We start from the raw sequence: 24,480 nt of genomic DNA on the forward strand, positions 1-24,480 counted from the left end.
TGTTTTAATGCCCGTATTCACAAAAGGTTGTAAGGTTAAGAATTTTTGCGGGTGCGCAAATGGTCACCCCATAGAAAACAGCAGGCTTGTCCGCATTAATAAAGTTTGAAATGGTGTTGTTGACAATGGTTGAACCGGTTGCAAATATCATGGTACACCACTTGATCGCCTCTTGGGTATTTTTTTGTGGTTCAATGGCAATATTGAAAAATTTTTTCCCAATATTGTCCTTGTCCAGATCAACGGCCCGCACCTGGCAATGGGAAGCGAGTGTCTCAAGAAATCTTGGCTGGTGTCCCACCAGAAGCACCTTTGAATCTTTCGGAATAATGTCAGGCAGTTTCTCGGCGCAAAAAACTGGTTCCTTATCTTTGCAGTGAATGGTTTTGTCAGCAAGGCCAAGATGTCTGTAAACAGCATTCAACCCTGCAATAAAAGAGGCTCGTTCCCTGTTTGTGGAAAGGTCCATAGTCAAGAGATCTTTAACGCGATATGCCCTGTTTTCAAATTCATCCGTAAAGCTCTGGCCCTTTGCATTGAGAAAATCAGCCTCAACCATGACTTCTTTGCCTTTGATAATGGGGTAGTCATCATGATCAGGATTCCCAATGGCCTGTTCAGCCGAAAGCGCCTTGCACGTGATGTTGATAGGCTGGTCTGCAAGATCATGAAAGATTATTTTTTCTTTTAGAGCTTTTTTTAAGGCATCATATAGGATAACTGACATTTATATCTCCTTATAGAGGGCATCTCTTTTTTCTTTGTGAGTTTTTATTGCCTTTAAAGTCGGTTGCAACAGATAGGTAAAGGCAATCATCATCAGGATAATGCCAAATACTTGTTTAAGATAAAAACCCGGCAGCAGACCGGATATGGCAGAGCCTGTCACAGCGCCTGCAAGAGACGGGAGAAACAACGCCTTAAACACCTTGAAATTCAAGTTTGCAAGTTTGTGGTGCATGAGTGTGGCAGATTGTGATAAAAAAAACATGGTTGTTAAAGACAGGCAGATGGCCTGGTGCATGTTAAAATTCATTACAATCACAAAAAACGGTACAATGAGCAGTCCGCAGCCAATCCCCAGCCATGTGGCGATGATGCCGATAATAATGCCGAAAGCCATGATAAAAAGGGCTTCATGGGCCCAGGAGATCTCATTGAGATTTGAAAACATTAAAAATGGAAAGTCCACAAATTTTAAAATCCGAAGGCTTGCAATGAGAAGAAAAACGGCAAAAATCCACTTGAGCCACTGGTTGTTCCATTTATGGATATATTTTGAGCCTATGATGGTACCAATGACACACATGGGAATAAAAACAAGAAAGTATTTGCCTGAAGGGGGATTGGGAAAAATAAACAAATGAGATACAGCCCCTACAAATGTGATGGGGATAATGGTTGCAAGGGAAGTTGCTGCCGCCTGCTTAAAATCAAATTTAAAAATCGATATGAATGTGGAAACAAATATGGTTCCCCCGCCAATACCGATACCGGCACTGAAAAGTGCCACAAAAAAGCCCAGCAGTCTTAACGCTGTTTTAGGAAAATTTTTAGATGTCTTTACTCTGGACATAATGGCCGCCTCACATTTTATCTTCCGAATGAACAGACAGGATAATGACAGACCTTGCAATTCATGCACAATCCGCCATGACCCATGGCTGCAATATCATCTTCAGTGATTATTTCTCCGGCCAGAACCCTTGGGAAAATCAGGTCAAACACGGTCTGCTTGTAATAAAACACACAGGCCGGCAGGCTGATAATGGGTATGTCAGCAAGCCGTGAGACCATGAGCATGGCCCCGGGAAGAACAGGACTGCCGTAAAATGTAACATCGGCACCCGTCCTGATAACCCCCTGGCGGGTGACATCATCCGGGTCAACGGAAAGTCCTCCCGTGGTAATAATCATTTCGCATCCCAGTTTTTTTAATTCCAGGATGGCATTGGAAATGGCCTTCTCTTCATCGGGTACGATGATTTTTTTGATGAGTGTACATCCGGCATCTGTAATTTTTTTCCCGACGGACGGGCCAAAATCATCTGTGATCAGGCCGTTAAAGACTTCAGAACCCGTTACCACAGCACCAATTTTTAAGGATTTGTAGGGTTTGACTGAAAGAAGGGTTCCTGTCTTTTTTGTCAGTGTTTCCAAAACTTCAATGTTCTCTGTCGGGATAGTTAATGGAATGATCCGAGTGCCTGCAATGATTTCTCCTTTTTTGCAGGGAAAATTATTTTTTAATGTGGCCACAATAATGTTTTCCATTTTGTTGACCTGGAGCAGGGCATCAACATTGATTTTTAGCAGGCCTGCATGCTTTGTACTTATATTTATTTTACCTTCCCGGGGTTCAGAAAATTCAAGGTCCTGATCTGAAATAGCACTTGCTATCCTTTTTGCAGCATCATCTTCATGGAGTTGATCATTTCCAAGATCAAGGACATAGAGATACTGCTTCCCGATTTTTAAAAGTTCCGGAATATCTTTTTTTTGTATGACATATCCTTTTTTAAATCCAACCCCTTTGAATTTTCCCCGGATGATCCGTGTCATATCATGGGCGAGAACGGTTCCAACTGCATCTTCAACTTTGAGCTTTTTCATTTATATATCCTGGTCGTGATCAATTGACCGCATTATTTTTTGATGTTTTTTTTTCAGCCTGGGCTTTTTTTCCCTTAATGGCGGCAAGGATTTTGTCCGGGGTTAAAGGAAATGAGTCCATATAGACACCGATGGCATTACTGACAGCTGCGCTGTAGCCTTGTGCCGCCGACATGGCAATGGACATGCCGGCTTCCTTGGCCCCGTATGGCCCTTTGGGGTCAATGGACTCCACAATGATAGTATTGATTTTGGGCATGTCACAGGCCAGGGGCAGTTTATAATCCAGCATGGTGGGGTTGATGCATCTGCCGTCTTTCCATTCATGATATTCAGTGAGCATACCGCCCTGTCCGCCCATGGTAAGGGCGCCTTCAAACTGCCCTTCCAGAACCAGGGGATTTATACCATATCCCACATCCTGGGCAGCGGTTGCCTCCAGCACCTCAACCTGACCCGTGTCAGGGTCCACTTTGACTTCAACAATAGTGGTGCCGAATGAAAAGGCTTCACACATCTGGCCGTAGGGATTTTTAACCCATTCGCGTTTCATGTCCACTTTGGGCCAGTATCCGCCTTCAGCATTAACGGAATTAAAATTCAAAAGGCTGATTCGCACCACCTTTTTAATAGGGATGGATTTTGATGCTTTGCATCTCTTCGAGCCAGGGTCATCTTTGACAAAAATCAGGCGGTTTTTTGCCGCAAGCTTGTCAGGTTCCACTTTCAACAATTTTGAAGCCACCTCAAAGAGTTTTTCTCTACAGTTCTGTGCTGCGATCTTCACAGCATGACCGCCCACAAAGGTGGAGACCTGGGAATAGGACCCCGGATCAGAAGACGTGGTCTCTGTGTCGGCCGAAACCAGATGGATGTCTTCGGGTAAAAGTCCCAGCTCTTCGGCGGCTATCTGGACCAGCATGTTGTCATTTCCCTGGCCGTTATCCACAACCCCTGACATGACCGTTGCCTCCCCGTCTTCATTAAACTTGATAAAAGACTGGGAACCACCGCGGATTCCCATGGGAAATCCGGTCTGTACAGAGTTTGTCCCGATACCGATACCATGATATGGGGGTAGTTTTCCCCATTTTTCCTTGAACCCGGACTTTTCAACAGCCTTATGAATGGTCTCATCCATGGCACAGGAATCGACATAGGATTTTGTACTGGTATATTCACCCGGCTGCCGGGAATTTCTTAACCTCATCTCCACGGGATCAATGCCAAGATGGTCTGCTATCATGTCCAGCTGGGTATCGAGCCCACAGGCAAATCCCCGTCCGTGGGTTCTTATCATGCCCCTGATGGGTTTGTTGGTATAAATCCTGTACCCGTTGTACCGAACGCTTTCCATCCTGTAAGCCTGTTCCATGGAAAGAAAGGGCACGCTTGTGGCAATGGGCCCAGTACTGGAATAGGCACCTCCATCCATATAGCAGGTGGTTTCTCTTGCCAGGACCCTTCCGTCCTTGTCCACCCCTGTTTTATGGGTGGTGATCATGGCATGCCCCTGTCGGGTGGCAATGGTGTTTTCTTCTCGTGTGAACTGAATTCTGACAGGCCGTTTGGTCTTTTTTGCCAGAAGGGCACAGATATAGTCTACCGGGCAGATTTCGGACCGGCCCCCGAATGCACCACCAATGGCTATTTTTTTTACTTTTACCTTGTGAAGCGGAAGTTTGAAAGCATTGGATAACGGTTTGGATTTCATATGGGGTCCGCCGTTAGGACACCAGACCTCCAGGCAGTCTTCATGGTCAAATCTTGCGGCAACTGCATAGGGCTCAGCCTGGAAATAAGATTCTTCCGGTGCCACATAGGTATCTTCCCTGATATAGTAGGCCTTTTCAAAGTTTTCGTCCACATTTCCCGTATCAATATTCACATGGACATTAATATTGTTGGGAAAATCCTCATGGATGAGTTCGGTTTCCGATACCATGGCTTCCATGGGATCAAATACGGGCGGCAGCTCCTCGTACGTAACTTCAATGAGATCAAGGGCTTTAAGAGCGGTGTCTTCATCCACAGCCGCCACACCTGCCACTTCATCCCCAATATATCTGACTTTTTCTATCTGGATAAATTGTTGGTCCCGGGTATAAGCAAATACTCCCCATTTAACGCCTTTGGTCTCTTTTCCGGTAACAATCGCTTTGACTCCGGGAAGTGCTTCGGCCTTTGAGGTATCAATATTTAGAATACGGGCGTGGGCATAGGGGCTTCTTTTGATTTTTCCCACCAGCATGCCGGGCAGTTTCAAATCAGCAGTAAACTTTGCCTTTCCCATGACCTTGGCTCTGGAATCAACTCTGGGCATTCTTTTTCCAACAATAGTATAATCTGAGGTATAATCAGACATTTTTTACTCCTTTGTTTTACCACCAGTCTTACAGTCTGGGCAATGGTCCTGTGGATTGCCTGTATGGGCCACGGCTTCAACAATTTTTGCATAACCGGTACACCGGCAGATATTTCCGGCAAGGGCTTTTCGGACGGTTTTTTCATCGGGCTTGGAATTTTTATTCAGCAGTGCATCGGCTGACATGAGCATGCCCGGGGTGCAGAATCCGCATTGGACAGCCCCGTGGTCGATAAAGGACTGCTGAAGATCTGACAAATCATCCTCGGTGGCAAGCCCTTCCACTGTTTTAATCTTTGTTCCTGTGGCTTCCATGGCAAGAGTCAGGCAGGACCGGACAGGATTTCCGTCCATGTGAACGGTACAGGACCCGCAAACGCCTTCACCGCAACTTTCTTTTGATCCGGTCAGATCAAGCTCATCCCGCAATACTTCCAAAAGGGTGTCATTGGGAAAGACCCGGACGTCATAGGGTTTATCATTTATATTTAAGGTGATCTTTATTTTTTCCATGTTTAAAAACTCCGTTATTCGGTTATTCCCTTGCAGCCAAGGCTGCCTGCTCAAGCGCCTGGAATACCATTTGCGACACCATGGCACATCGGTACTCAAGGGTTGCGCCCACATTGTGAACGGCAAATGTTGATGCATTATCCATTGCAATATCGGCTGCCCTTTTAAAGGCGACTGTATCAGATAATTTTTTTCCTTTTAAAGAAGATGATGCCTGGGCAAGGAAGAGAGGCGACCTTCCCATGGCACCGACAACGATTCGCACGTCATCTATTTCATTTTTTTGAGTGTCGGATAGTTTTAAAAGAACGCCGGCACAGACAATGGGGTAATCAATGGCAGACCGGTAGGCAAGGCGCTTATAGGCACTCTGGGCACCCCCTATGGGTATGATAATTTCTTTTAGGAGTTCATGGGATTCCATGGCAAAGGGCATGATGCCGTCAGTGGTGTAAAAGTCGGCAAGATCCATGGTTCTCTCCCCGCCTTTTCTTGCCAAAATGATTTTGGCGTTTAAGGTCATGAGAGCCGTGGCACCGTCTGACTGGCAGGTGGAGTTGCACCGGTCTGCTTCTTCTCGAGCATAACAGATTTTTCCACCATCCTTGTGGCAGGCCTGGCGCCCGGATCTATGGAAATCCGATTGGTTGTAGTGATGGCACCTATTGTCCTGGAGGATGTTTCCGCCAATGGTACCCCTGTCATGCTGGATGGTAATGGCCCCGATTTTTTCACATGCCTGGAACAGCGCTTTGGCTTTTTTTTGAATAAGATCCGAAGCAATAATATCTGCTATGGATGTTCTGGCACCGATTTTAATACATCCGTCTTTTTTATTAATATAGGATAATTCGTTCAAGGCTTTGAGGCTGATGAGAGTTTTTGGTTTTAACAACCCTTTTTTCATCCTGACCAGAAGATCCGTTCCCCCTGCAAGGATTTTCGCATCATCCTTGTGAGTGGCTAAAAGGTCAAGGGTTTGATCAAGCGTTTCAGGTCCTAAATAGTCAAACCTTGGTAACCGCACGGTTTTTTCTCCTTTTTATTTGGGGTCAAGCTTGGCTTATTGCATCAATAAGCCAAGCTTGACCCCGTTTATTAATTCAAGAGGTTCGGTAAAAACAGGACCACTTTCGGGAAAAGCATCATTAAAATTACACAAATAATATAGGCCGGCAGAAAATAGGCAACACCCTTAAACACCCGTTCAAGAGGCACATCTTTTGCCATGCCGCCAACCACATAGGTGGTAGCCCCCACAGGCGGTGTCACAGCACCCAGTGTGGTGACAATGGTAATGGTGACCCCGAACCAGATGGGATCATACCCGAGTTCTACGGCCACAGGAAAGAAAATGGGAATCGTGATGAGCAAAAGGGCCAGGGCATCCATGACAGCCCCACCGATCATGTAAATTAAAAAGATGATGGCCATGATGGTCAGTTTGGAAAAGGGAAGGGCGACCACCCAGGAGGCAATATCAAAGGGTATTCTTGTAATGGCCAGAAACCGTCCGAATATCATGGCGCCTGTGATGATCACAATGACCATGCAGGATATTTTCAGGGTGTCGAAAATGGAATTATAAAAATCATTCCAGGAAAGATTTTTTTGCACCACGCCGATGACAACGGCAAAGAATGATCCAATGGCGCCTGCTTCTGTCGGGGTGAACAGTCCGAAGTAGAGTCCGATCATGACGACCAGGAAAAGAATGAGCATTTCAACGGCACCGGTAAGGGATTTTATCTTTTCCTTAAATGTGGTTTTTCCCCCCACAGGCCCCCATTCAGGATAGATGGTACAAAGCACGTAGACGGTGAGGGTCAAAAGCAGGGCAAGCAGAATGCCGGCACCAAGCCCGCCGTAAAAGAGTTTGGCAATGGACTGTTCCGTGGAAAGCCCGATAATAATCAGGACAACACTTGGTGGAATAACTACTCCCAGGGTTGACCCGCAGGCAATGGCTCCTGTGCTGAGCATGGGTTCATACTTGTATTTGTTCATCTGGGGCAGGGCAACCGTGGTCATGGTGGCTGCCGTAGCTGCATTGGAACCGCAGATGGCTGCAAAGGCAGAGCATGCCAGGATAGTTGCCATGGCAATACCGCCCCTGACGTGGCCCACCCATTTATAGGCGGCAGTGTAAAGTTTTTCATTGACTCCGGAATAAAAGGCAATCTGGCCCATAAAGATAAACAGCGGGATTACTGTCAGCCCGTATTTGGAAAAGGTATCCCATGTGACCGTTGCCAGCATGTTGAATCCTGCAGTAAGAGAAATGACATAGGAAAATCCGCAGAATCCCACAAGGCCCATGGCAAATCCAACAGGGATGCCGAAGACAAACAGGATAAACAGTAAAGCAAAGATACCGATAATGCCGATCAGGGTGAGGCTCATCTGGAGATCTCCTTTTGCGGCAAAATGGCCTTTAAAAAATCTGTAAAGATCGCCAGGGCAAGAACAAAACAGCCGAATGCCACGGCAAAGGTAAAGGGATAATAGATAATTCTCAAGGTTTCGGAGAGTTCACCTGCATTTTTCAGTGTCAAGGCCTTTTGAACAATATGCCAGGAAGCAATGGAAAAGAAGGCACAGCAAACCCCGTGGTTAATAATGGATACAATCCGTTTAAGCGGTTTAGGATAGGCATTGACCAGAACATCTACGGAGATATGCCCATTGGTAAACTGGGTGTATCCAAGGGCAAACGCCGTTACAACCGCCCCGGCATATCCCATGAGTTCAAAAGTGCCTCTGATGGGGATATAAAACTGCCGGATAAAGATGTTGGCACAGGTCAGAAGAATCATGCCCAGGAGAAATGCACCTCCGGTCAGCGTGAGCAGCTTATTCAAAAATTTATTGATTCTCATTAAAAGATCCATGTGGAGTCTCCGAAACCCTCTAACCGCCGCATGGCGGTTAGAGGTAATTTGTAAACAAGAAAGTTATTGGGCAAAGGCTTTAATATCCTTGATAATCTCTTCTGCAGGAAGGCCCTTTTCTTTGGCACCTGCAATCCATTTTTCAGTTATAAAATCAAGTTTAGCATCCCATTTGGTTTTTTCTCCGGCTGAAAGAGAGATAAATTCAACATTGTTGGCCTCTTTTGACCAGGCAATCGATTTTTTAATCTGCTCATCCATGTAAGCCCCGGTCCAGAGAGACTGTTCTTCTTTAAGATCCATCATGACTTTCTGTACATCAGCAGGTAATGAAGCCCATTTCGTTTTATTCATAATAACAGAAAAGGGGTATAATACCGTATCGGTCATGGTAACATATTTGCAGTTTTCAGCGAATTTAAAGTCCTTCATGACTTCCAGCGAAGAGAAAAGGCCTTTAACCGTTCCTTTCTGCAAAGCTTCAACAGTTGCCGGCATGGGCATTCCCACAGGATTGGCTCCCCAGGCTTTCAGAATCTGGGCGGCACCGCCGGATGCTCTTAAATCCAGCCCCTTGATATCGGCAAGAGTTCTTACCGGAACTTTTGACATGACATTTCCGGGGGCATTGGTAAACATGGCCAGAACAACGACATCCTTAAAAGCTTTGGGTTGATATTTTTCATATAATTTGAGAAGGGCGATGCTGCCTTTTTTGGCATCCTTGATGCCAAGCGGAAGACTTGTGGCATTGGTGACAATAAATCTTCCCGGTTGATAGGCCATGCAGATATTTCCGATGTCCGACTGCCCTGCAATAACACCATCCATCATTCCCTTGGCACCCAGAAGGGTTCCGCCGGGGAATGTATTGATCTGGACCTGTCCGTTGGTGCGTTTTTCAACTTCAACTTTCCATCTTTCCATTTGAACACAGGGGAATGTGGGAGCCGGTGGGAAATTGGCATAATTGAGTTTGATTTTGCCTGCCATTACAGGAGTTTGAAATATTAAAAGGCAGGTGACAATAGCAAATAAAAAAAGTGTTGCTGAAAAAATTGATCGTTTTACCATGGTTTAACCTCCGTTATTGAGAGCACATTTGCTCTGTTATAAGTTTCAGGGACAGATTTAAAATCTGTTCCTATTCACATTAACCGTTTTTATCCTTTAAAGCAGCCAGCACTTTTTCGGGCGTAATGGGGAGATCTTTAATCCTGACACCAACAGCATCATAAATCGCATTTGCAATGGCCGGAGCAGTGGGAACACATCCGGGTTCTCCAATTCCCTTGGCACCGAAAGGACCGTCCTTATCGTCGGTTTCAATTACCGGAGCTTTGATTTTTACGGCATCTTTGGCAGTAAACAATTTGTAGTCCCTGAAATTAGCGTTCATAATTTCTCCGTCCTTGACTGTGACTTCTTCTGTCAAGGCATAACCAAGTCCCATTATAACGCCGCCATAGACCTGGCCTTCAAGGAGCAGGGGATTGATGGCCCGGCCCACATCATGGGCTGCCACATATTCAAGGACCTCTACTTTGCCGGTTTCTTCATCCACTTTGACTTTTGCCCCATGGGCACCAAAAGAGTATGTCATGGACATATTTCCTTTAAGTTCCTTACCCATGTTTTCATTGTCAGGATCATAAAAATGCTCTGCCATGAGCATAGTTCCGCCGGGCCTGAAATGGGCTTTCCTTAAAAGTTTGCCGATGAGCATGCTTTTTTCCCGATCCCCTGGAACAAATACAAGCTTATCCTTTAATTCAATCTCCTGGGCAGGTACATCAAAAAGTTTTGAAGCAAAGACCTGAATTTTTTTCTTAACTTTCTTAGCCGCACCAAGCGCTGCATTTCCTGCCACAAAGGTGCTTCGGCTGGCATGGGCACCGACATCCCAGGGGCAGATATCCGTATCTGAATGCACCACATTGATATCTTCAGCCAAAAGCCCGAGTTCTTCTGCCACAATCTGGGCGGTAATGTTGTCAAGTCCCTGGCCCATATCTGTCCCACCGGTAAAGATATCTACCTTGCCGTAGTCATCCATTTTTAAAATAGCACCGCATCCGTCTGAACCATAAATCCTTGCTCCACCACCTACATGAATTAAAGAAGCAATGCCTGTTCCAATACCTTTTTCATTTTTTCCGTCAAACTTAAGTTCTTCCTTTACGGCATCAATACATTCTTCAAGACCGCAGGAGGTTATTTTAAGACCCTGGGGAGTTTCATCTCCAGATTGATTTTTGTTTATTTTTCTGAATTCAATCCGATCAATGCCTGCTTTCTCCGCCAGCATGTCCATGCTGCTTTCAATGGCAAATGTGGCCTGGGGGTTTCCATACCCTCTCATGGCCTGGGAATAGGTATTATTGGTATAAACACATTTTGCATTGTATTTTACATTTTCAACTCTGTAAAGAGAACTTATAGGCATCAACATAACCGAAGGCGTTGTTGCTCCCCAGGAGGTATGCCCGCCATTGTCCAATACCATTCTCATATCTCTGAAAGTCAGTTTTCCGTTTTTATCGCAGCCTTGTTTGATGTAAGTCACTGTGGGCTGTCTTGTAGAGGTTGCCTTGAACTCTTCCACGCGGTCAAAAACAATTTTTACAGGTTTGCGGCATTTGTATGCCAGAAGAATAGCAATATGCTCATAAGCATAGGTATCAAGCTTGCTGCCAAATCCACCGCCGATAACAGGTTTAATGACCCTGACACGTTTGTTTTCAAGCCCCATGGCTTTTAAGGCTTCAAGAAAGTCTTTATGGGCAAGGGATGGAATTTGTGTATTGGTGTAAATTGTCAGGTTTTCCGATGCATCAAACAAAGCGACAGCACCACTTGTTCCCATACAGCAATGGGTTACCCATGTGGTGGTAAACCGGTCTTCAACCACAAAGGCAGATTCTTTTTCTGCTTTTTCTACATCTCCGTAATGAATATTCCATGGCATTTTAAGTACATTTGATTTAAGGTGCTCATGCACAAGCGGAGAATCTTTTTCCATTGCTTTTTCAGGATCAAAAATACCTTCAAGTTCTTCATACTCAATTTCAATAAGATCAAGGGCTTTTTTTGCAATTTCAGGACTTATAGCTGCAACAGCAGCCACTTCATCTCTAAGGGAGCAGACATTTCCTTTTTTTATGGGAGGATTGTCCTTGATAAATCCCATTTTCATTTTCTTGGGAACATCTTCTCCAGTGAGAACTGCATGGACTCCGGCCAAAGCTTTTGCTTTTGATGTATCAATTTTAACAATATTTGCATGGGCATGTTTACTGTAAAGAATCTTTCCGAAAAGCATGCCGGGGAGTTTGACATCCTGAATATATTCTGCTCTGCCCATAGCTTTCTGGGCTGCATCCAGTTTGGGAATTCGTTTTCCAACCACACTGAACTCGCTGTTATTTTTACTCATTTTGTCCTCCCATGCCTTTGACAGCCTCAACAGATTCAAAAATTTGTATATATCCCGTACACCGGCAGATGTTTCCGGCAAGGGCATGCTTTATTTCTTCTCGATCTGCATCAGGGTTTTCATCCAGCAATGCTTTGGAAGACATGATCATACCCGGCGTGCAGAATCCGCACTGGATACCGCCGTTGTCCACAAAAGACTGCTGCAGCGGATGAAGGCTGCCCTCGGTTGAGGCAAGTCCCTCAATGGTTTCAATTGTTTTTCCATCGGCTTCTACAGCCAGATAAAGACAGGAATTTACAGCCAGTTTATCAACAATAACAGTGCAGGCACCGCATTCACCATTTCCGCATCCCTCTTTTGTTCCGATAAGCCCCATTTCCTCCCTTAACAGGTGTAACAGGGTCCAATGGTCCTTGATATCATAAGAGATCTCATCACCATTTAATAAAAAAGATATATTTGTTGTCATGGGTAAAGTTTCTCCTAATTGTTGTCTTTTATCATATTCAGACATTTAAGTCCCATTCGTCTTACATGGACCAGTATCATTTCTTTTCTGTGCCAGGCTTTTCCCCTGACACTGTCCCTGACCTTGGATTCGTCTGCTGCAATTTTGCCGGCTTCTATCAGGATGTTCTCATCAATCTTTTTCCCGACCAGAAAATTCTCGGCATCAAAAGCCCGCATTGGGGTAGGAGCGGCAACACCTAAACAGATCCTTGCCCTGGGGCATGTTTGAAGATCATCATCCAGGGTTAACAAAACCCCGATACCGATCAAGGGAAGCTCCATGGCAGCCCTGCGACCGAATTTTATATACGCACTTCCGGTATGGGGTGCCTGGGGCGGAATGGTGATTTTTTTCAGGATTTCTCTGGGTTTTAAAATAGTTTTATAGGGTGCAATAAACAGATCTTTCACTTCCACGGACCGTTCACCGTCAGGGCCGTGAAGAAGCGCCATCCCGTCCAGGGCAATCAAGGGGATGGCCCCGTCAGCCGATGGTACGGCATTGATCAGGTTGCCGCCGATAGTTCCTACATTTCTCACCTGTAAAGATCCGATATTGGAGACAGCATCATGGATAATGGGATACTCGTTCCGGATCATAAGAGATTTTTCCAGGGTTGCATGGGTGACCATGGCACCAATGGAAAGCTCGCCGGTGGCATCATTTTTATGCAGCTCACTCATGTCGCCTATTTTTTTCAGGGAAATCAGGTAGTCCGGTTCCATCCAGCCTTCCTTAACTTTGACAATCACATCTGTTCCCCCGCCAATATATTTGGCTGTCTCGCTGTGCCGGCTATGGAAAGCAATGGCCTCTTCAACGGTTGTGGGGGATAAATATTTAAATGCTTTCATATGGTTTCCTTTTTTTAGGTGCGGTTATCAAAGATACGCTGTGCCTTACCCGCATATCGGGGTAGTTCACCGTATGCACAGATGTGAGCGTCACAACTGACCATGATTTTTGCCTTTATCGTTTTTTTAATTTTAGTCTTGATATTTTCCAAATTTGCTATACCAATCCTCTGCCGTGTTTCTACCTTGATCGTCATGTACTCTTTGCCGTCCTCTTTTCTGTCAAGATACAGCTGGTACTCACTTCCCATTTCAGATATGGAAGACAATACCTCATCAATCTGTCCGGGATAGATATTAACCCCTCTCAAGATGATCATATCATCGGAACGCCCCATGATTTTGTCATGCATGGGAAGGATATTCCCACAGGAACAGGATTTGGAGATCTTGCGGGTGAGGTCTCTTGTCCGGTACCGCACAAGAGGGGCTGCTTCTTTGCACAGGGTTGTTACCACCATTTCACCGACTTCTCCGTCCTTAACTGGTTTCAGGGTGTCCGGGTCTAAAATTTCAAGGATATATTTGTCTGCCCAGTAGTGAATTCCTTCATGCTTAGGGCAGTCAAGGCCGGTTCCCGGTCCGTAAAGTTCAGTCATTCCGGTGATGTCAAACATGTCTTCAAGTCCAAGAAGCCTTGTTATTTTTGTCTGCATGGCAGAACTGCACCGTTCCGATCCCAGGATAATTTTCTTTAAATTGATCTGGTCTTTAATGCCTCGTTTGTTGACTTCTTCGGCCATGAGAAGCGCCATGGATGCGGTGCAACAAAAGACCGTGGACTGCATGTCAACAAGGAACTGGCATTGCATGTCAATGTTGCCGGGACCCACGGGAATTGCCATGGCGCCTAAGCGTTCACATCCCAGCTGAAACCCCATGCCGGCTGTCCAGACACCGTATCCGACGGCAATCTGTACTCTGTCCTCTTTTGTAAGGCCTGCCATTTCATAGCATCGGGCAAACATGTCAAACCATACGTCTAAATCATTCTGTGTATAAGAGAGAACTTTTCGTTTCCCCGTGGTGCCGGAGGAAGCATGAATACGAACCACGTCTTTTTCCGGTACTGACAGCAAGGGCAGGGGATAGCCTTCCTTGAGATCGTTTCCTGTGGTAAAGGGAAGACGGGATAGATCGTCAAGAGACTTTATATCCGAGGGCGTCACACCTGCCGCTTCCAAATGTTTTCTGTAAAAGGGTGAACCTTTGTAAGCATGGGCAACGGTCCATTTAAGTCCTTCAAGTTGATGTTCAAAGAGGTGGTCAATATTTTTGAACTGCGGCATAAAGCTTTTTTTCATTGTATCCTTCCCTTATTTGTTTTCACGGAGTTGCAGGGTTGCTGTAAGGTCAAGTTTGAGAGAGTCAGGTTCAATAATAACACCGTAATCCTGTTTTGCTTTTTTAATACTTACATACCCATATTGTACATCACGTTCGACAGCTTCGGGGTCCCGCTCAAAGGGATCTCCATATCCGCCACCGCCGGCACTGATAAATGAAATTCGGTCTCCCGGATCACAAAAGGTAAGTCCACTTGGATCAGCATTTTTTCCATTTTTAAGATATTTTGCTTTTGAGCCGTCTTTCCCGCCGAATATGCCATCGGGTGGATAAATATAGCGTCCTGCCTGCACTGCAATGGAAGTTGTTCCCGGAGAATTATCCCCATCATCCGGAGACCGTATGACCATCTGTCTGCCAATGCCGCCTCGCTGTTTCCCCGGCCCTCCTGAGTCTTGAATCAGGCTTCTTGATTCAACAATCATTGTTGTATCACTTTCAAGAATTTCAACGGGTGTGTTCGCACCATTGGCCGGGAAAATAGCACAGTGATGGCCGTCAAATCTTGAAGAAGCTCCCATTCCACCGCCACGGATGATCATGGTGTGCCATGGCTTACCATTGGCAAAGGAGCCATGAAAAATATTGGTCTGGGCTGGGGTTCCGCCGGAACCTGCAATAATATTGTCGGGAGCAGCTTTGGCAAGCGCATTAAAAACCATTTCAGTCATAAAATGACCCACTACCATTCTTGCAGCTACGGCTGCCGGAAATGTACAATTGACAATCGTCCCTTCAGGGGCTGTCATTGATATGGGACGAATCGCCCCCTCATTAATAGGAATTCCAGGATCAAAAGCGGATTTAATTGCCATGAACACATATGCATAGGTAAAATTATAAACCACATTCACACCCCAGTCTACCTGTTGGGATGTGCCGTCAAAATCAACATGAATGTTAGAGCCATCTACTTTAACGGTAAGTTTGATGGGAATATCCGGTTTGTTCCCTGCGCCTTCGATAATGCCGGAGTGTGCATAGGTACCATCGGTAATTTTTTCAATGGCTTTGCGCATGCTTATTTCAGTTCTGTCTATAATTTCGTCAGCAAGATCATCAAGGGTATCTAAGCCCTCGTCTTCCATCATTTCTATAATTTTCTGGGAACAAATATGATTTGCTGCCACCTGGGAACGGATATCTCCGTCAAACTCTGTTGCTGTTCTTACATTCCAGCGGATCATGTTCACAAGACTCTCATTGAGTCTGCCTGCATCATAGAGCTTTGTTAAAGGAATATAAAGGCCTTCTGCATAGACATCACGATTGTCGGAAGCGGTTCTTCCTCCAATATCAGTATGGTGGAACACACATGCTGTAAATGCTACAGGCCTGCCCTTGAAAAATATAGGGCTCCACACGCAGACATCATTAAGATGTCCGGCCAGAAGCCAGGGGTCATTGATAATAAAGACATCACCCTCATTGTAATCTTCCAGAGGAATGGAGTTGACAATCTTTTTCATACCAAGCGCCATGGCACCTGCCTGACCCGGCGTACATAATGTCCCTTGTACAAGCTCCTGTCCACGGCTATCTGTAAACATGCAGGTATAATCGTGGGCATCCCTTAAAAGACTTGAAAAAGCTGTTCTGATAACAGATGCGTCAGATTCATCCACTATGGAAACAAGCCGTTTCCAGAGAATCTCCAGGGTAATAGGGTCGAATTTGCTATTATTTTTATTCATTATTTGTACCCCCCCACCTGACCAATATCTGATTTAATAGGGCCGCCTGATTTAACAATCTTGATCCAGATAAAACCGTAGTCATCAACCTTAGCTTTAGCATCCTCCCCAATGACTATTGTGGATTCACGTTCCTCAATAATGGCAGGTCCGTTGAATTGTGCATCGGCAAATAGTTTAGATCGGTCATAAACTGTAAAAGGAATATACTCTTTTTTAATTACAGAAAATGCCTGGCGCTCACCCTTGATACAGGTTTCAAGATTACGGTTTTGGGTTGATAGTTTTGAAATTGAAAACGGCTTTTTAGGAAGACTTGCCCGTACCTTGAACGTCACAAATTCCACAGGTGATTCAACAGAGGTCCTGCCATAGAGTCGTTTATATTCCTCATCAAACATGGTTCTGATTTCATCCTTGGAAAACATCGTAAAATCTTTGAGTTCAATTCCAAGATCAATCTCAGCTCCCTGACCTACAAAGCGCATTAAAAGCGTTCTTTCGAAAATGATTTCATCACCGCTTTGAGCGCCTTCCAGAATTTTTGCACTCTCTTGTTCAAGTTCATTAAAAAGAAGTTCAATCCCTTTAAAATCTGCTTCATCAAGTACTTTCCTGTGGCTTCTTGAAAGATCAAATGCTACGGGAGCTGTAAAGAAACCAAGTGCTGATCCGACTCCTGCAAGAGGAGGCACAAGAATGGATCCAGCGCCGATTTTTTTGGCAAGCCCATAGGTGTGAACCGGTCCTGCGCCACCAAAGGCTGACACGGTAACTATGTTGGGGTTGCCGCCTTTTTCCGCGATATGGGTTTTGGCGGCCGATGCCATGGTTTCATTGATAAGATCATGGATACCAAAAGCTGCTTCAACCATTGTTGTGCCCAATGGTCTGGCAATTTTTTCTTGAATTGCTTTTTTGGAAAGTTCTATATCAAGGGCCATAGTGCCGCCCAGGAAAAAATCAGGATCAAGATATCCTAAGACAAGATCAGCATCTGTTACAGTCGGATTATCTCCTCCCTGTTTGTAACAGGCGGGTCCGGGATCAGCGCCGGCGCTTTCAGGGCCAACCTGTAAAAGGCCAAGGCTGCTGATTTTAGCAATGCTTCCTCCGCCGGCACCAATTTCCATTAAATCCACAACAGGCACCTGGATGGGGAGACCGCTGCCTTTTTGAAAGCGCTGTACACGTCCGACCTCAAAGGTGGACACAAGTCCTGCATGGCCATCCTGAATCAGGCATGACTTGGCTGTTGTCCCACCCATATCAAAGCAGAACATGTCCGCAATATTAAACATCTGTCCATAATGCTGGGAAGCAATAACAGCTGCAGTCGGTCCTGATTCAATGATTCTGACAGGGAAATTTTTTGCCGTTTCAATAGAAGTGATCCCGCCCGAGGATAGCATGATAAAAAATTTACCATCAAAACCGATTGTTCCAAGGCGGGTGATAAGTTTATTTAAATACCAAAAAGTTATAGGTTTTACATAGGCATTGACAGCTGTTGTACAGGTTCGTTCATATTCCTTGATTTCCGGCAGTACTTCAAATGATGTGGAAAGAAATAGTTCTGGCGCCTCTTTTTCAATTATTTCTTTTATCTTTTTTTCATTGACTGAGTTTTCATAGGAGTTGATAAAGCAGACAGCAATGGATTCTATCCCGTCCTTTTTAAATTTTTCAAGAACTTTGAGAACTTCATTTGTATCCACATTTTTAAGTACTCTGCCGTCAAAGGTCAGCCGTTCATCTATTTCTGCTCTGTCTGCTCTGGGAACAATTGGTTCCGGGTATTCGCTGAAAATATCATAGGCATCATAGCGTTTTTCTCTTCCAAGTTCTAAAATATCCCGGAATCCTTTAGTTGTTATCAGGCCTGTTCTGGCTCCTTTTCTTTCAATAATTGCATTGATAACCAGAGTTGTCCCGTGGATGATTTCTTCAACATTATCCATGAACCCGGGCAGGATTTGGGCAAGTTCCCTGATGCCCTGTTCAATAGCATCCGATGGATCAGACGGGGTGGTCAGGCATTTATTTGTATGAAACTCTCCTGTTATATTATTCACAAGAACAAAATCAGTAAAAGTGCCGCCAATATCACACCCCAGACGGTAAGTCACTTGCTCCAACTAGCACCTCCTTTTTTTAGTAAAATTCAGGCTCATTCCATTCTCCAAAAGTATCCCTGAATACACCTGCCATTTCTCCCACCGTGGCATAGGCATGGCAGCATTTCACCAGATAGGGCATGACATTCTCATCACCCCTGGCTGCTTTCTCAAGAGCTTTAAGGCTATCCGTCACTTCCTTGTCATTCCTGGCGCGGCGAAGTTCTTTTAAATTGGCTTTGGATTTTTTGGCCCATTCTTCGTTATATTCATGAAGTTCCACAGCGCCAGCGTCGGTTTGCTCTGCCTCATTATCTGTTTTTCCGGGAGTGAGGCCTACTTTTTTATACTCACCTGACTGGAGTCCTTTTTCATACTCATAGGCCTGACTGGATACCTTTCTCTGGATAAGGCCGCTGGATATGCATTGGACCATGCCACCCAGTTCCTGGACCTTTTTCATCTCCTCAAGAATTTTTTCTTCCATCTCAAGGGTGAGGGTTTCAATAAAATAGGACCCTGCAAGAGGATCAACCGTATCCCTTAAACCCACTTCATCCATGAGCATTTCAAGGGTTCGAAGCGAGAGAAGGGCAGAGCGCGGGGTGGGGATGGTATAGGCTTCATCAAAGGAACACAGAGCTGTGGTCTGGGCGCCGGACAGAGCTGCACCGAGCGCATAATAGGCGCCTCTCATGATATTATTTTCCGGCTGTTCTTTAGTAAGGCCGGAACCGCCGCCGCCAAACAGTCCTCTTAAAAAGAGTTTTTTCTTTTCCGTAACGCCATATTCATTTTTCAGCATTTTTGCCCAGAGTTTCCTTGCTGCCCTGAACTTGGCAATCTGTTCCCACAGGTTGCCGTACACATTAAAATTAAAGGAAAAACGACCTACAAAATCTTCAGGTTTGATACCTCTTTGCACTACATTGTCGATGTAGGCTTTGGCAATCTCGAATGCATAGGCAATTTCCTGGGCCGGTGTGGCCCCGGATTCACGGATATGGTATCCGCACAGGCTCACAGGGTTGGATTTGGGCAGTTCCTTGACTGCGTATTCGATTGAGTCCCCGACAAGCCTTACGCCATGTTCAACAGGGAAAATCCAGGCGCCCCGACCAATCATTTCCTTTAAAATATCATTCTGGGGAGTGGTGGAAATCTGTTCTTTTTTATACCCAAATTTTTCTGCAGTCGCCTGATACATAGCCATCATAATTGTTGCCACAGCATTGATGGTCAAGCCTGAGCCAATTTTGTCCAAAGGAATGCCAGCAAAAGCGGTTTCAAAATCTTTAAGAGAGTCAATAGCCATACCCACCCGCCCGACTTCACCTTCAGCCAGGGGATGATCCGAGTCATAGCCCATCTGGGTGGGCAGGTCAAAGGCCACGTTCAGGCCGTTCTGGCCGTTAGCGATCATGAGCTTGAACCGTTCGTTGGTTTCTTCCGGAGTGCCGAATCCCGTGTACTGCCTCGTGGTCCAGGCACGGCTGCGATAGCTTTGCGGATGAAGGCTGCGGGTAAACGGATATTCACCGGGACTTCCAAGATCTTTGTCATACGTAAATCCCGCTTTCTCAAGATCTTCAGGACCATAGGCCGGTTTTATCTTTATGCCGGACTGATAGACCACCTCTTTTATCGCTCCTCTTTCATCCTTGATATATTTTGCTACACCCATTGTTTTTACCTCTCTATTAGACTATTCATCCCTTTGGTGATCTCTTCAAAAGAGGTTCCGCCGGGAAACACTGCGGCGACTCCCATCTCTTTGAGTTTGGGAATATCCTGAAAGGGAATGACCCCGCCCACGGTCAGACGGATTTCGTTGAGCCCCTGCTCCTTCATCATGGCGATGAGTTTCTCACATATGGGCAGGTGTGCCCCTGACATGATGCTTAACCCGATGACATCCACGGCTTCCTGGCCGGCAGTCTGTATGATCTGGTCAAGGGTCTGGTGAAGTCCTGAATAGATCACTTCGTAACCCGCATCCCTCAAGGCCAGGGCTACAATTTTTGCGCCCTTGTCATGTCCGTCAAGGCCGGGTTTTGCAATCAGTACCCGAATTTTGTTTGTTGTTTCCATTTGGTCTTTTCCTTTATATCTCGTCCTTTATTAATTTTTTTTCAAAAGCACAGACTTTATTAAACACAAGTTCGGCCGCACTTAAAGGATCTATTGCACAGGACTGGATTTTTTTTAAAACCTCCCTGTATTCTTCTGATGTTTCCATGAATAAAAGTAGTTTTTCAAGGGTCAAATCTTTTAAAATGGTTTTAAAATAAAGCAGTTCCTGTTCTTTTCTTTTTTGGTCCATAAGGCTGTTCTTTTTCATGAAATCAAAATGGGATAAAAAGGCATTGGCAAGTTCTTTTACCCCGGTTCCATTTTGTGCAATGGTTTTCAGAACCCTGGGTGTCCAGTCTGTTTCACGTGTGACCTTAAGGTTAGGTGGTTTGCGCATGCTGATCATCATTTTAAGTTCGTATACAGAGGCGTCAGCATCAGGTTTGTCACTCTTGTTGACAATAAAGACATCCCCGGTTTCAAGAATACCGGCCTTGACCGCCTGGATGCCGTCTCCTGTTCCCGGGATAGTGACAATCCCGGTTGAATGGGCAAGGGTGGTGATATCAAAATCTGCCTGGCCTGCGCCTACGGTTTCAATGATAATCATTTCATATCCCATGGCATCCAAAACAATTGCAGCATCTTTTGTGGCCCGTGAAAGCCCTCCCTTTTGCCCCCTTGATGCCATGGATCGGATAAACACTCCTTTATCTGTCGCATGGCGCTGCATGCGCAGCCGATCTCCTAAAATAGCACCGCCGGAAAAAGGGCTTGTGGGGTCCACGGCAATGACGGCAACCATAAGGTCAAGTTTGCGAAATTCTGATATCAAGGCATCAATCAGGGTGGATTTTCCCACGCCGGGAGACCCGGTAATACCAATAATAAAGGCATGGCCTGCATGGGAATACAACTCTTTGAGCAGTTCAAAGACGTTTGGATCATTGTCTTCAATAAGACGGATCATCCTTGCTCCTGATCTCTGGTTCCCGGCCAGTATTTCCTTGACCTTAAGCACTCTTTTCTTCTTCCTCTTGTTTTAATTGACTTAAAACAGCGTTCTTCCCTTTAATGATGTGCGCTCTGACAAGCTTCTCAACCGCTTCGCCATCACGGTTTTTAATGGCGTCAAGCATTTTAATGTGGTCTTCATTACTCTTATGGGCATATTCGCTCTGCTTTAAGATAATCTGTCTGAATCTTGAGATCTGTGCCCGGAGCTGGTTGATCATTTTGATCAGTTTCGGGTTTTTGCTCAAAGCGTAGAGAAGATCATGAAATTGGGTATTAATTTTTTGAAGTTTGTCGCCGTCTTTTTTTAATTCAAGACAAATCTTAAATTCTTTTATCTTTTTTTCTAAAGGAAGCAGATCCTTGTTCATATGGTTTTCGGCAGCAAGTCGTGCCGCATAGGCTTCAAGAACACTCCTGACGCCGAAAGTCTGCTCAATATCATCTTTTGTCAGGGTGACCACCTGGAATCCGCCGGATGGAGTTTTTTCAATCCAGTCTTCTCTTTCAAGTTTGTGCAAGGCTTCACGCAACGGGGTCCTGCTGATACCCAGCATATCAGCAATTTTGCTTTCCACAAGCCGTGAGCCTGGTTCAATGGTCTGGTCAATGATGGCGTTTTTCAAATACTCGAATACGTCCTGGCCCAAGGATTTTCTTTCCTTAAAATTGTTGTCCAATTTCATCTGGATAAAATTTCCCTTGCAATTGTAGTTTGTAAGACTTCATGGGTTCCGCCCCCGGAAAGCAGAAAACGGTTATCCCGGTAATATCTTTGAACTGAATACTCCATGGAGTATGCATATCCGCCAAAAATTCTCATGGCTTCATCACAGGCGCTACAGGTAGATTCAACCGTAAAGTACTTTGCCATGGAAGCAAGATTGAGACATTCCTTACCCTGATCGATCATATGGGTAACCTTGTCCACCATAAGCTGGCCTGCCTCAAGATTCACCGCCATGTTAGCAATTTTTGCCTGGATAAGCTGGTATTTGCTGATGGGTTTCCCAAACTGTTCGCGTTCCTTGCAATATCTGATGGCATCGTCCATGGCAGCCCTGTGAAGCCCAAGGGCTAAAGATGCCGTCATGATTCTGATTTCAGAGAGGATCTTCAGAAGTACGCCCAGACCCCGTCCTTCTTTTCCCAGCCTGTACTCAACAGGCACATGACAGTCTTTAAAATATATTTCTGATATGGCAGAGGTCCTGGTACCCAAAAGGTCAAATGGTTTGGAGTATGAAAATCCGGGAGTAGAAGCAGGAACAAGGAAAAAAGCCAGCCCTCTCAGTCCGATGGAAGGGTCAGTCTGGCACAAAACCGTATGAAAATCTGCTTTTGGGCCACTGGTGGACCATGTTTTCATGCCATTAATAACATAACCGTCACGGGTTTTCTCAGCTTTTGTCCGCACCGCACTTAAGTCAGATCCGGCATTAGGCTCGGTGAGCTGAAAAGCCCCCATCTTATCACCTTTCAGGGCAGGATAGAGAAATTCTTCATGCATTTTTTTTGTGCCATAAAGATATAGGCCATTGGTTGCCATCAGACATTGCATTGCAGTGGTGGCAGCAAGGCTCAACAACCCCCTTGCAAGTTCCTGCATGGCAATGCAGTAAAGGGTTGTATTCCCCCCCGAACCCCCCGCTTTTTTAGGATATCGTATACCGAAAACTCCCATCTTCCCCAGTTTCTTAAAAAGATGCTGAGGGAATTCGCCTTTATTATCATATTCCGTTGCAACGGGAATAATTTCTTTGTCAACAAAGTTGGCCATGGTAAATCTTACCATATCTTCGGCATTGGATCTGATCTTACCAGATCTACTTTTATTGGGTTGGGTCATGATGCACCTCCACAGGACAGCTGCTTTATGAATTCCGGTACAATTTCATGGACATCGCCGACAATGCCCCAGTTTGCCAGTTTAAAAATAGGGGCCAAAGGGTCATTGTTAATGGCAATGATATAGCGTGATCCCGTCATACCTGCTGTATGCTGGACAGCACCCGAGATTCCGCATGCAATATAGATTTCCGGCCGGATAGTCTTTCCTGTCTGGCCTACCTGGGCATCATGGGGAAGAATACCCTGCTCAATAATTAATCGGGTACAGGCAAGCTCGCCTCCCAGAATATCAGCCAGTTCCTTGAGCATGGCAAAGCCCTGTTCGCCATTCACCCCTCTGCCGCCTGCTACAATTACATTTGCATCTATGATATCGGTTCCTGGTTTTTTCTGAGTTACTCTTTCAAGAATTTTTGTTCTGATATCCTGCTCTTTCAGAGAAATTTTATGCCTGATAAGAGTTGGATTTTCAGGTTTGCAGGGGGCAGCTTCCATAACGCCCGGTCTTACCGTTGCCATCTGCGGGCTTGCGTATTTGCAGGCAATGGTTGCCATGACATTTCCACCAAAGGCAGGTCTTGTCTGGAACATGAGTTTTTCATCAGGATCAATGGCAAGCTGGGTACAGTCTGCTGTAAGACCGGTGCCGACACGCCTTGAAACCCTTGGCGCCAGATCACGGCCCAGGGCCGTCGCCCCCATTAATAAAATATTGGGCTTATAGGTAAGAACAAGATCTTCAATAACATTTGTATATGCTATGGTCCTGAAATTTTTCAGAAGATCATCTTCAACAAGATAGACATTTTGGGCGCCATGGTCGTGCAGGGTCTGTATAAGATGAGAAACATCCTTGCCAAGAAGTACAGCAGAAACTTTATGGCCCATATCTTTGGCAAGATCCTGTGCCTTTCCTAAAAGTTCCAGGCAAACCCTGGCAAGTTTTCCATCGGTCTGATCTGCAAAGACCCAGACACCCTGTCTGTCGGAAAAGTCGGGAATTTTTCTTGGTTCAATATCAGATTCTATGGCGTTTTGCTTTTTACAGGCTTCAATACATGCGCCGCAGGATGTGCAGCGTTCTGTAACAGATGCGATACCGTCCTTTATTTTAATACCTTCATAAGGACACGCTTTAATGCATCTCCGGCATCCGTCACATTTCTCTTCTATAATCCAGATTGTCATTTTTTCCTCC

General features: G+C 45.3%; 21 protein-coding genes. All 21 read right to left on the minus strand.

Going from position 1 to position 24,480, the window contains the following annotated elements; translation table 11 throughout:
* Positions 1-4: 4 nt before the first annotated feature.
* Entirely contained in the window at positions 5-727 is a 723-nt protein-coding gene (locus HGJ91_RS02785) for a DUF364 domain-containing protein (RefSeq protein ID WP_291346170.1), read from the minus strand.
* A complete protein-coding gene (locus HGJ91_RS02790; protein WP_291346171.1) occupies positions 728-1,576 on the minus strand; it encodes a sulfite exporter TauE/SafE family protein in 849 nt (282 codons plus the stop codon).
* Between the two features lie 17 nt (positions 1,577-1,593).
* Positions 1,594-2,613 carry a molybdopterin-binding protein gene (locus tag HGJ91_RS02795; RefSeq protein WP_291346172.1) on the minus strand — a complete coding sequence of 340 codons (1,020 nt, stop codon included), beginning with the start codon at positions 2,611-2,613 and terminating at the stop codon, positions 1,594-1,596.
* Positions 2,614-2,632: 19 nt separating this feature from the next.
* Positions 2,633-4,978 (minus strand): xanthine dehydrogenase family protein molybdopterin-binding subunit, encoded by a 2,346-nt coding sequence (locus HGJ91_RS02800; RefSeq protein ID WP_291346173.1) that lies wholly within the window; start codon positions 4,976-4,978, stop codon positions 2,633-2,635.
* A 3-nt stretch (positions 4,979-4,981) separates the two neighbouring features.
* Positions 4,982-5,491, minus strand: a complete 510-nt coding sequence (locus HGJ91_RS02805; protein ID WP_291346174.1) for a (2Fe-2S)-binding protein — start codon at positions 5,489-5,491, stop codon at positions 4,982-4,984.
* Between the two features lie 22 nt (positions 5,492-5,513).
* On the minus strand, positions 5,514-6,518 hold the full coding sequence (locus tag HGJ91_RS02810; RefSeq protein ID WP_291346175.1) for an FAD binding domain-containing protein: 1,005 nt from the start codon (positions 6,516-6,518) through the stop codon (positions 5,514-5,516).
* A 71-nt stretch (positions 6,519-6,589) separates the two neighbouring features.
* Positions 6,590-7,894 (minus strand): TRAP transporter large permease, encoded by a 1,305-nt coding sequence (locus HGJ91_RS02815; RefSeq protein ID WP_291346176.1) that lies wholly within the window; start codon positions 7,892-7,894, stop codon positions 6,590-6,592.
* Positions 7,891-8,382, minus strand: a complete 492-nt coding sequence (locus HGJ91_RS02820; RefSeq protein WP_291346177.1) for a TRAP transporter small permease — start codon at positions 8,380-8,382, stop codon at positions 7,891-7,893. The genes HGJ91_RS02815 and HGJ91_RS02820 overlap by 4 nt, the downstream gene beginning before the upstream one ends.
* Before the next feature lie 63 nt (positions 8,383-8,445).
* Positions 8,446-9,456, minus strand: coding sequence for a TRAP transporter substrate-binding protein (locus tag HGJ91_RS02825; RefSeq protein WP_291346178.1), 1,011 nt, complete (start codon positions 9,454-9,456; stop codon positions 8,446-8,448).
* Between the two features lie 79 nt (positions 9,457-9,535).
* Positions 9,536-11,818, minus strand: a complete 2,283-nt coding sequence (locus HGJ91_RS02830) for a xanthine dehydrogenase family protein molybdopterin-binding subunit (protein WP_291346179.1) — start codon at positions 11,816-11,818, stop codon at positions 9,536-9,538.
* Positions 11,811-12,290: a (2Fe-2S)-binding protein gene (locus HGJ91_RS02835; RefSeq protein ID WP_291346180.1), complete on the minus strand. Its 480-nt coding sequence runs from the start codon at positions 12,288-12,290 to the stop codon at positions 11,811-11,813. Before HGJ91_RS02835 ends, HGJ91_RS02830 begins: the two co-directional genes overlap by 8 nt.
* Positions 12,291-12,304: 14 nt before the next feature.
* Positions 12,305-13,186 (minus strand): xanthine dehydrogenase family protein subunit M, encoded by an 882-nt coding sequence (locus HGJ91_RS02840; protein WP_291346181.1) that lies wholly within the window; start codon positions 13,184-13,186, stop codon positions 12,305-12,307.
* Positions 13,187-13,200: 14 nt separating this feature from the next.
* Positions 13,201-14,490 (minus strand): phenylacetate--CoA ligase, encoded by a 1,290-nt coding sequence (locus tag HGJ91_RS02845; protein WP_291346182.1) that lies wholly within the window; start codon positions 14,488-14,490, stop codon positions 13,201-13,203.
* A gap of 12 nt (positions 14,491-14,502) precedes the next feature.
* Positions 14,503-16,227: a hydantoinase B/oxoprolinase family protein gene (locus HGJ91_RS02850; RefSeq protein ID WP_291346183.1), complete on the minus strand. Its 1,725-nt coding sequence runs from the start codon at positions 16,225-16,227 to the stop codon at positions 14,503-14,505.
* A complete protein-coding gene (locus HGJ91_RS02855; protein ID WP_291346205.1) occupies positions 16,227-18,356 on the minus strand; it encodes a hydantoinase/oxoprolinase family protein in 2,130 nt (709 codons plus the stop codon). The genes HGJ91_RS02850 and HGJ91_RS02855 overlap by 1 nt, the downstream gene beginning before the upstream one ends.
* A 25-nt stretch (positions 18,357-18,381) precedes the next feature.
* Entirely contained in the window at positions 18,382-20,028 is a 1,647-nt protein-coding gene (locus HGJ91_RS02860; protein WP_291346184.1) for a methylmalonyl-CoA mutase, read from the minus strand.
* 5 nt (positions 20,029-20,033) lie between these two features.
* A complete protein-coding gene (locus HGJ91_RS02865) occupies positions 20,034-20,435 on the minus strand; it encodes a cobalamin B12-binding domain-containing protein (RefSeq protein ID WP_291346185.1) in 402 nt (133 codons plus the stop codon).
* A gap of 13 nt (positions 20,436-20,448) precedes the next feature.
* Positions 20,449-21,438: a methylmalonyl Co-A mutase-associated GTPase MeaB gene (gene meaB / locus HGJ91_RS02870; protein WP_291346186.1), complete on the minus strand. Its 990-nt coding sequence runs from the start codon at positions 21,436-21,438 to the stop codon at positions 20,449-20,451.
* The gene (locus tag HGJ91_RS02875; RefSeq protein WP_291346187.1) at positions 21,431-22,117 is read right to left on the minus strand and encodes a GntR family transcriptional regulator; all 687 of its coding nucleotides are present in this window, start codon (positions 22,115-22,117) and stop codon (positions 21,431-21,433) included. The genes meaB and HGJ91_RS02875 overlap by 8 nt, the downstream gene beginning before the upstream one ends.
* The gene (locus tag HGJ91_RS02880) at positions 22,114-23,280 is read right to left on the minus strand and encodes an acyl-CoA dehydrogenase family protein (RefSeq protein ID WP_291346188.1); all 1,167 of its coding nucleotides are present in this window, start codon (positions 23,278-23,280) and stop codon (positions 22,114-22,116) included. The genes HGJ91_RS02875 and HGJ91_RS02880 overlap by 4 nt, the downstream gene beginning before the upstream one ends.
* The gene (locus HGJ91_RS02885; protein WP_291346189.1) at positions 23,277-24,470 is read right to left on the minus strand and encodes an electron transfer flavoprotein subunit alpha; all 1,194 of its coding nucleotides are present in this window, start codon (positions 24,468-24,470) and stop codon (positions 23,277-23,279) included. The genes HGJ91_RS02880 and HGJ91_RS02885 overlap by 4 nt, the downstream gene beginning before the upstream one ends.
* Positions 24,471-24,480 lie beyond the last annotated feature (10 nt).

The organism is Desulfobacula sp. (assembly GCF_014237455.1).
Lineage (GTDB): Bacteria > Desulfobacterota > Desulfobacteria > Desulfobacterales > Desulfobacteraceae > Desulfobacula.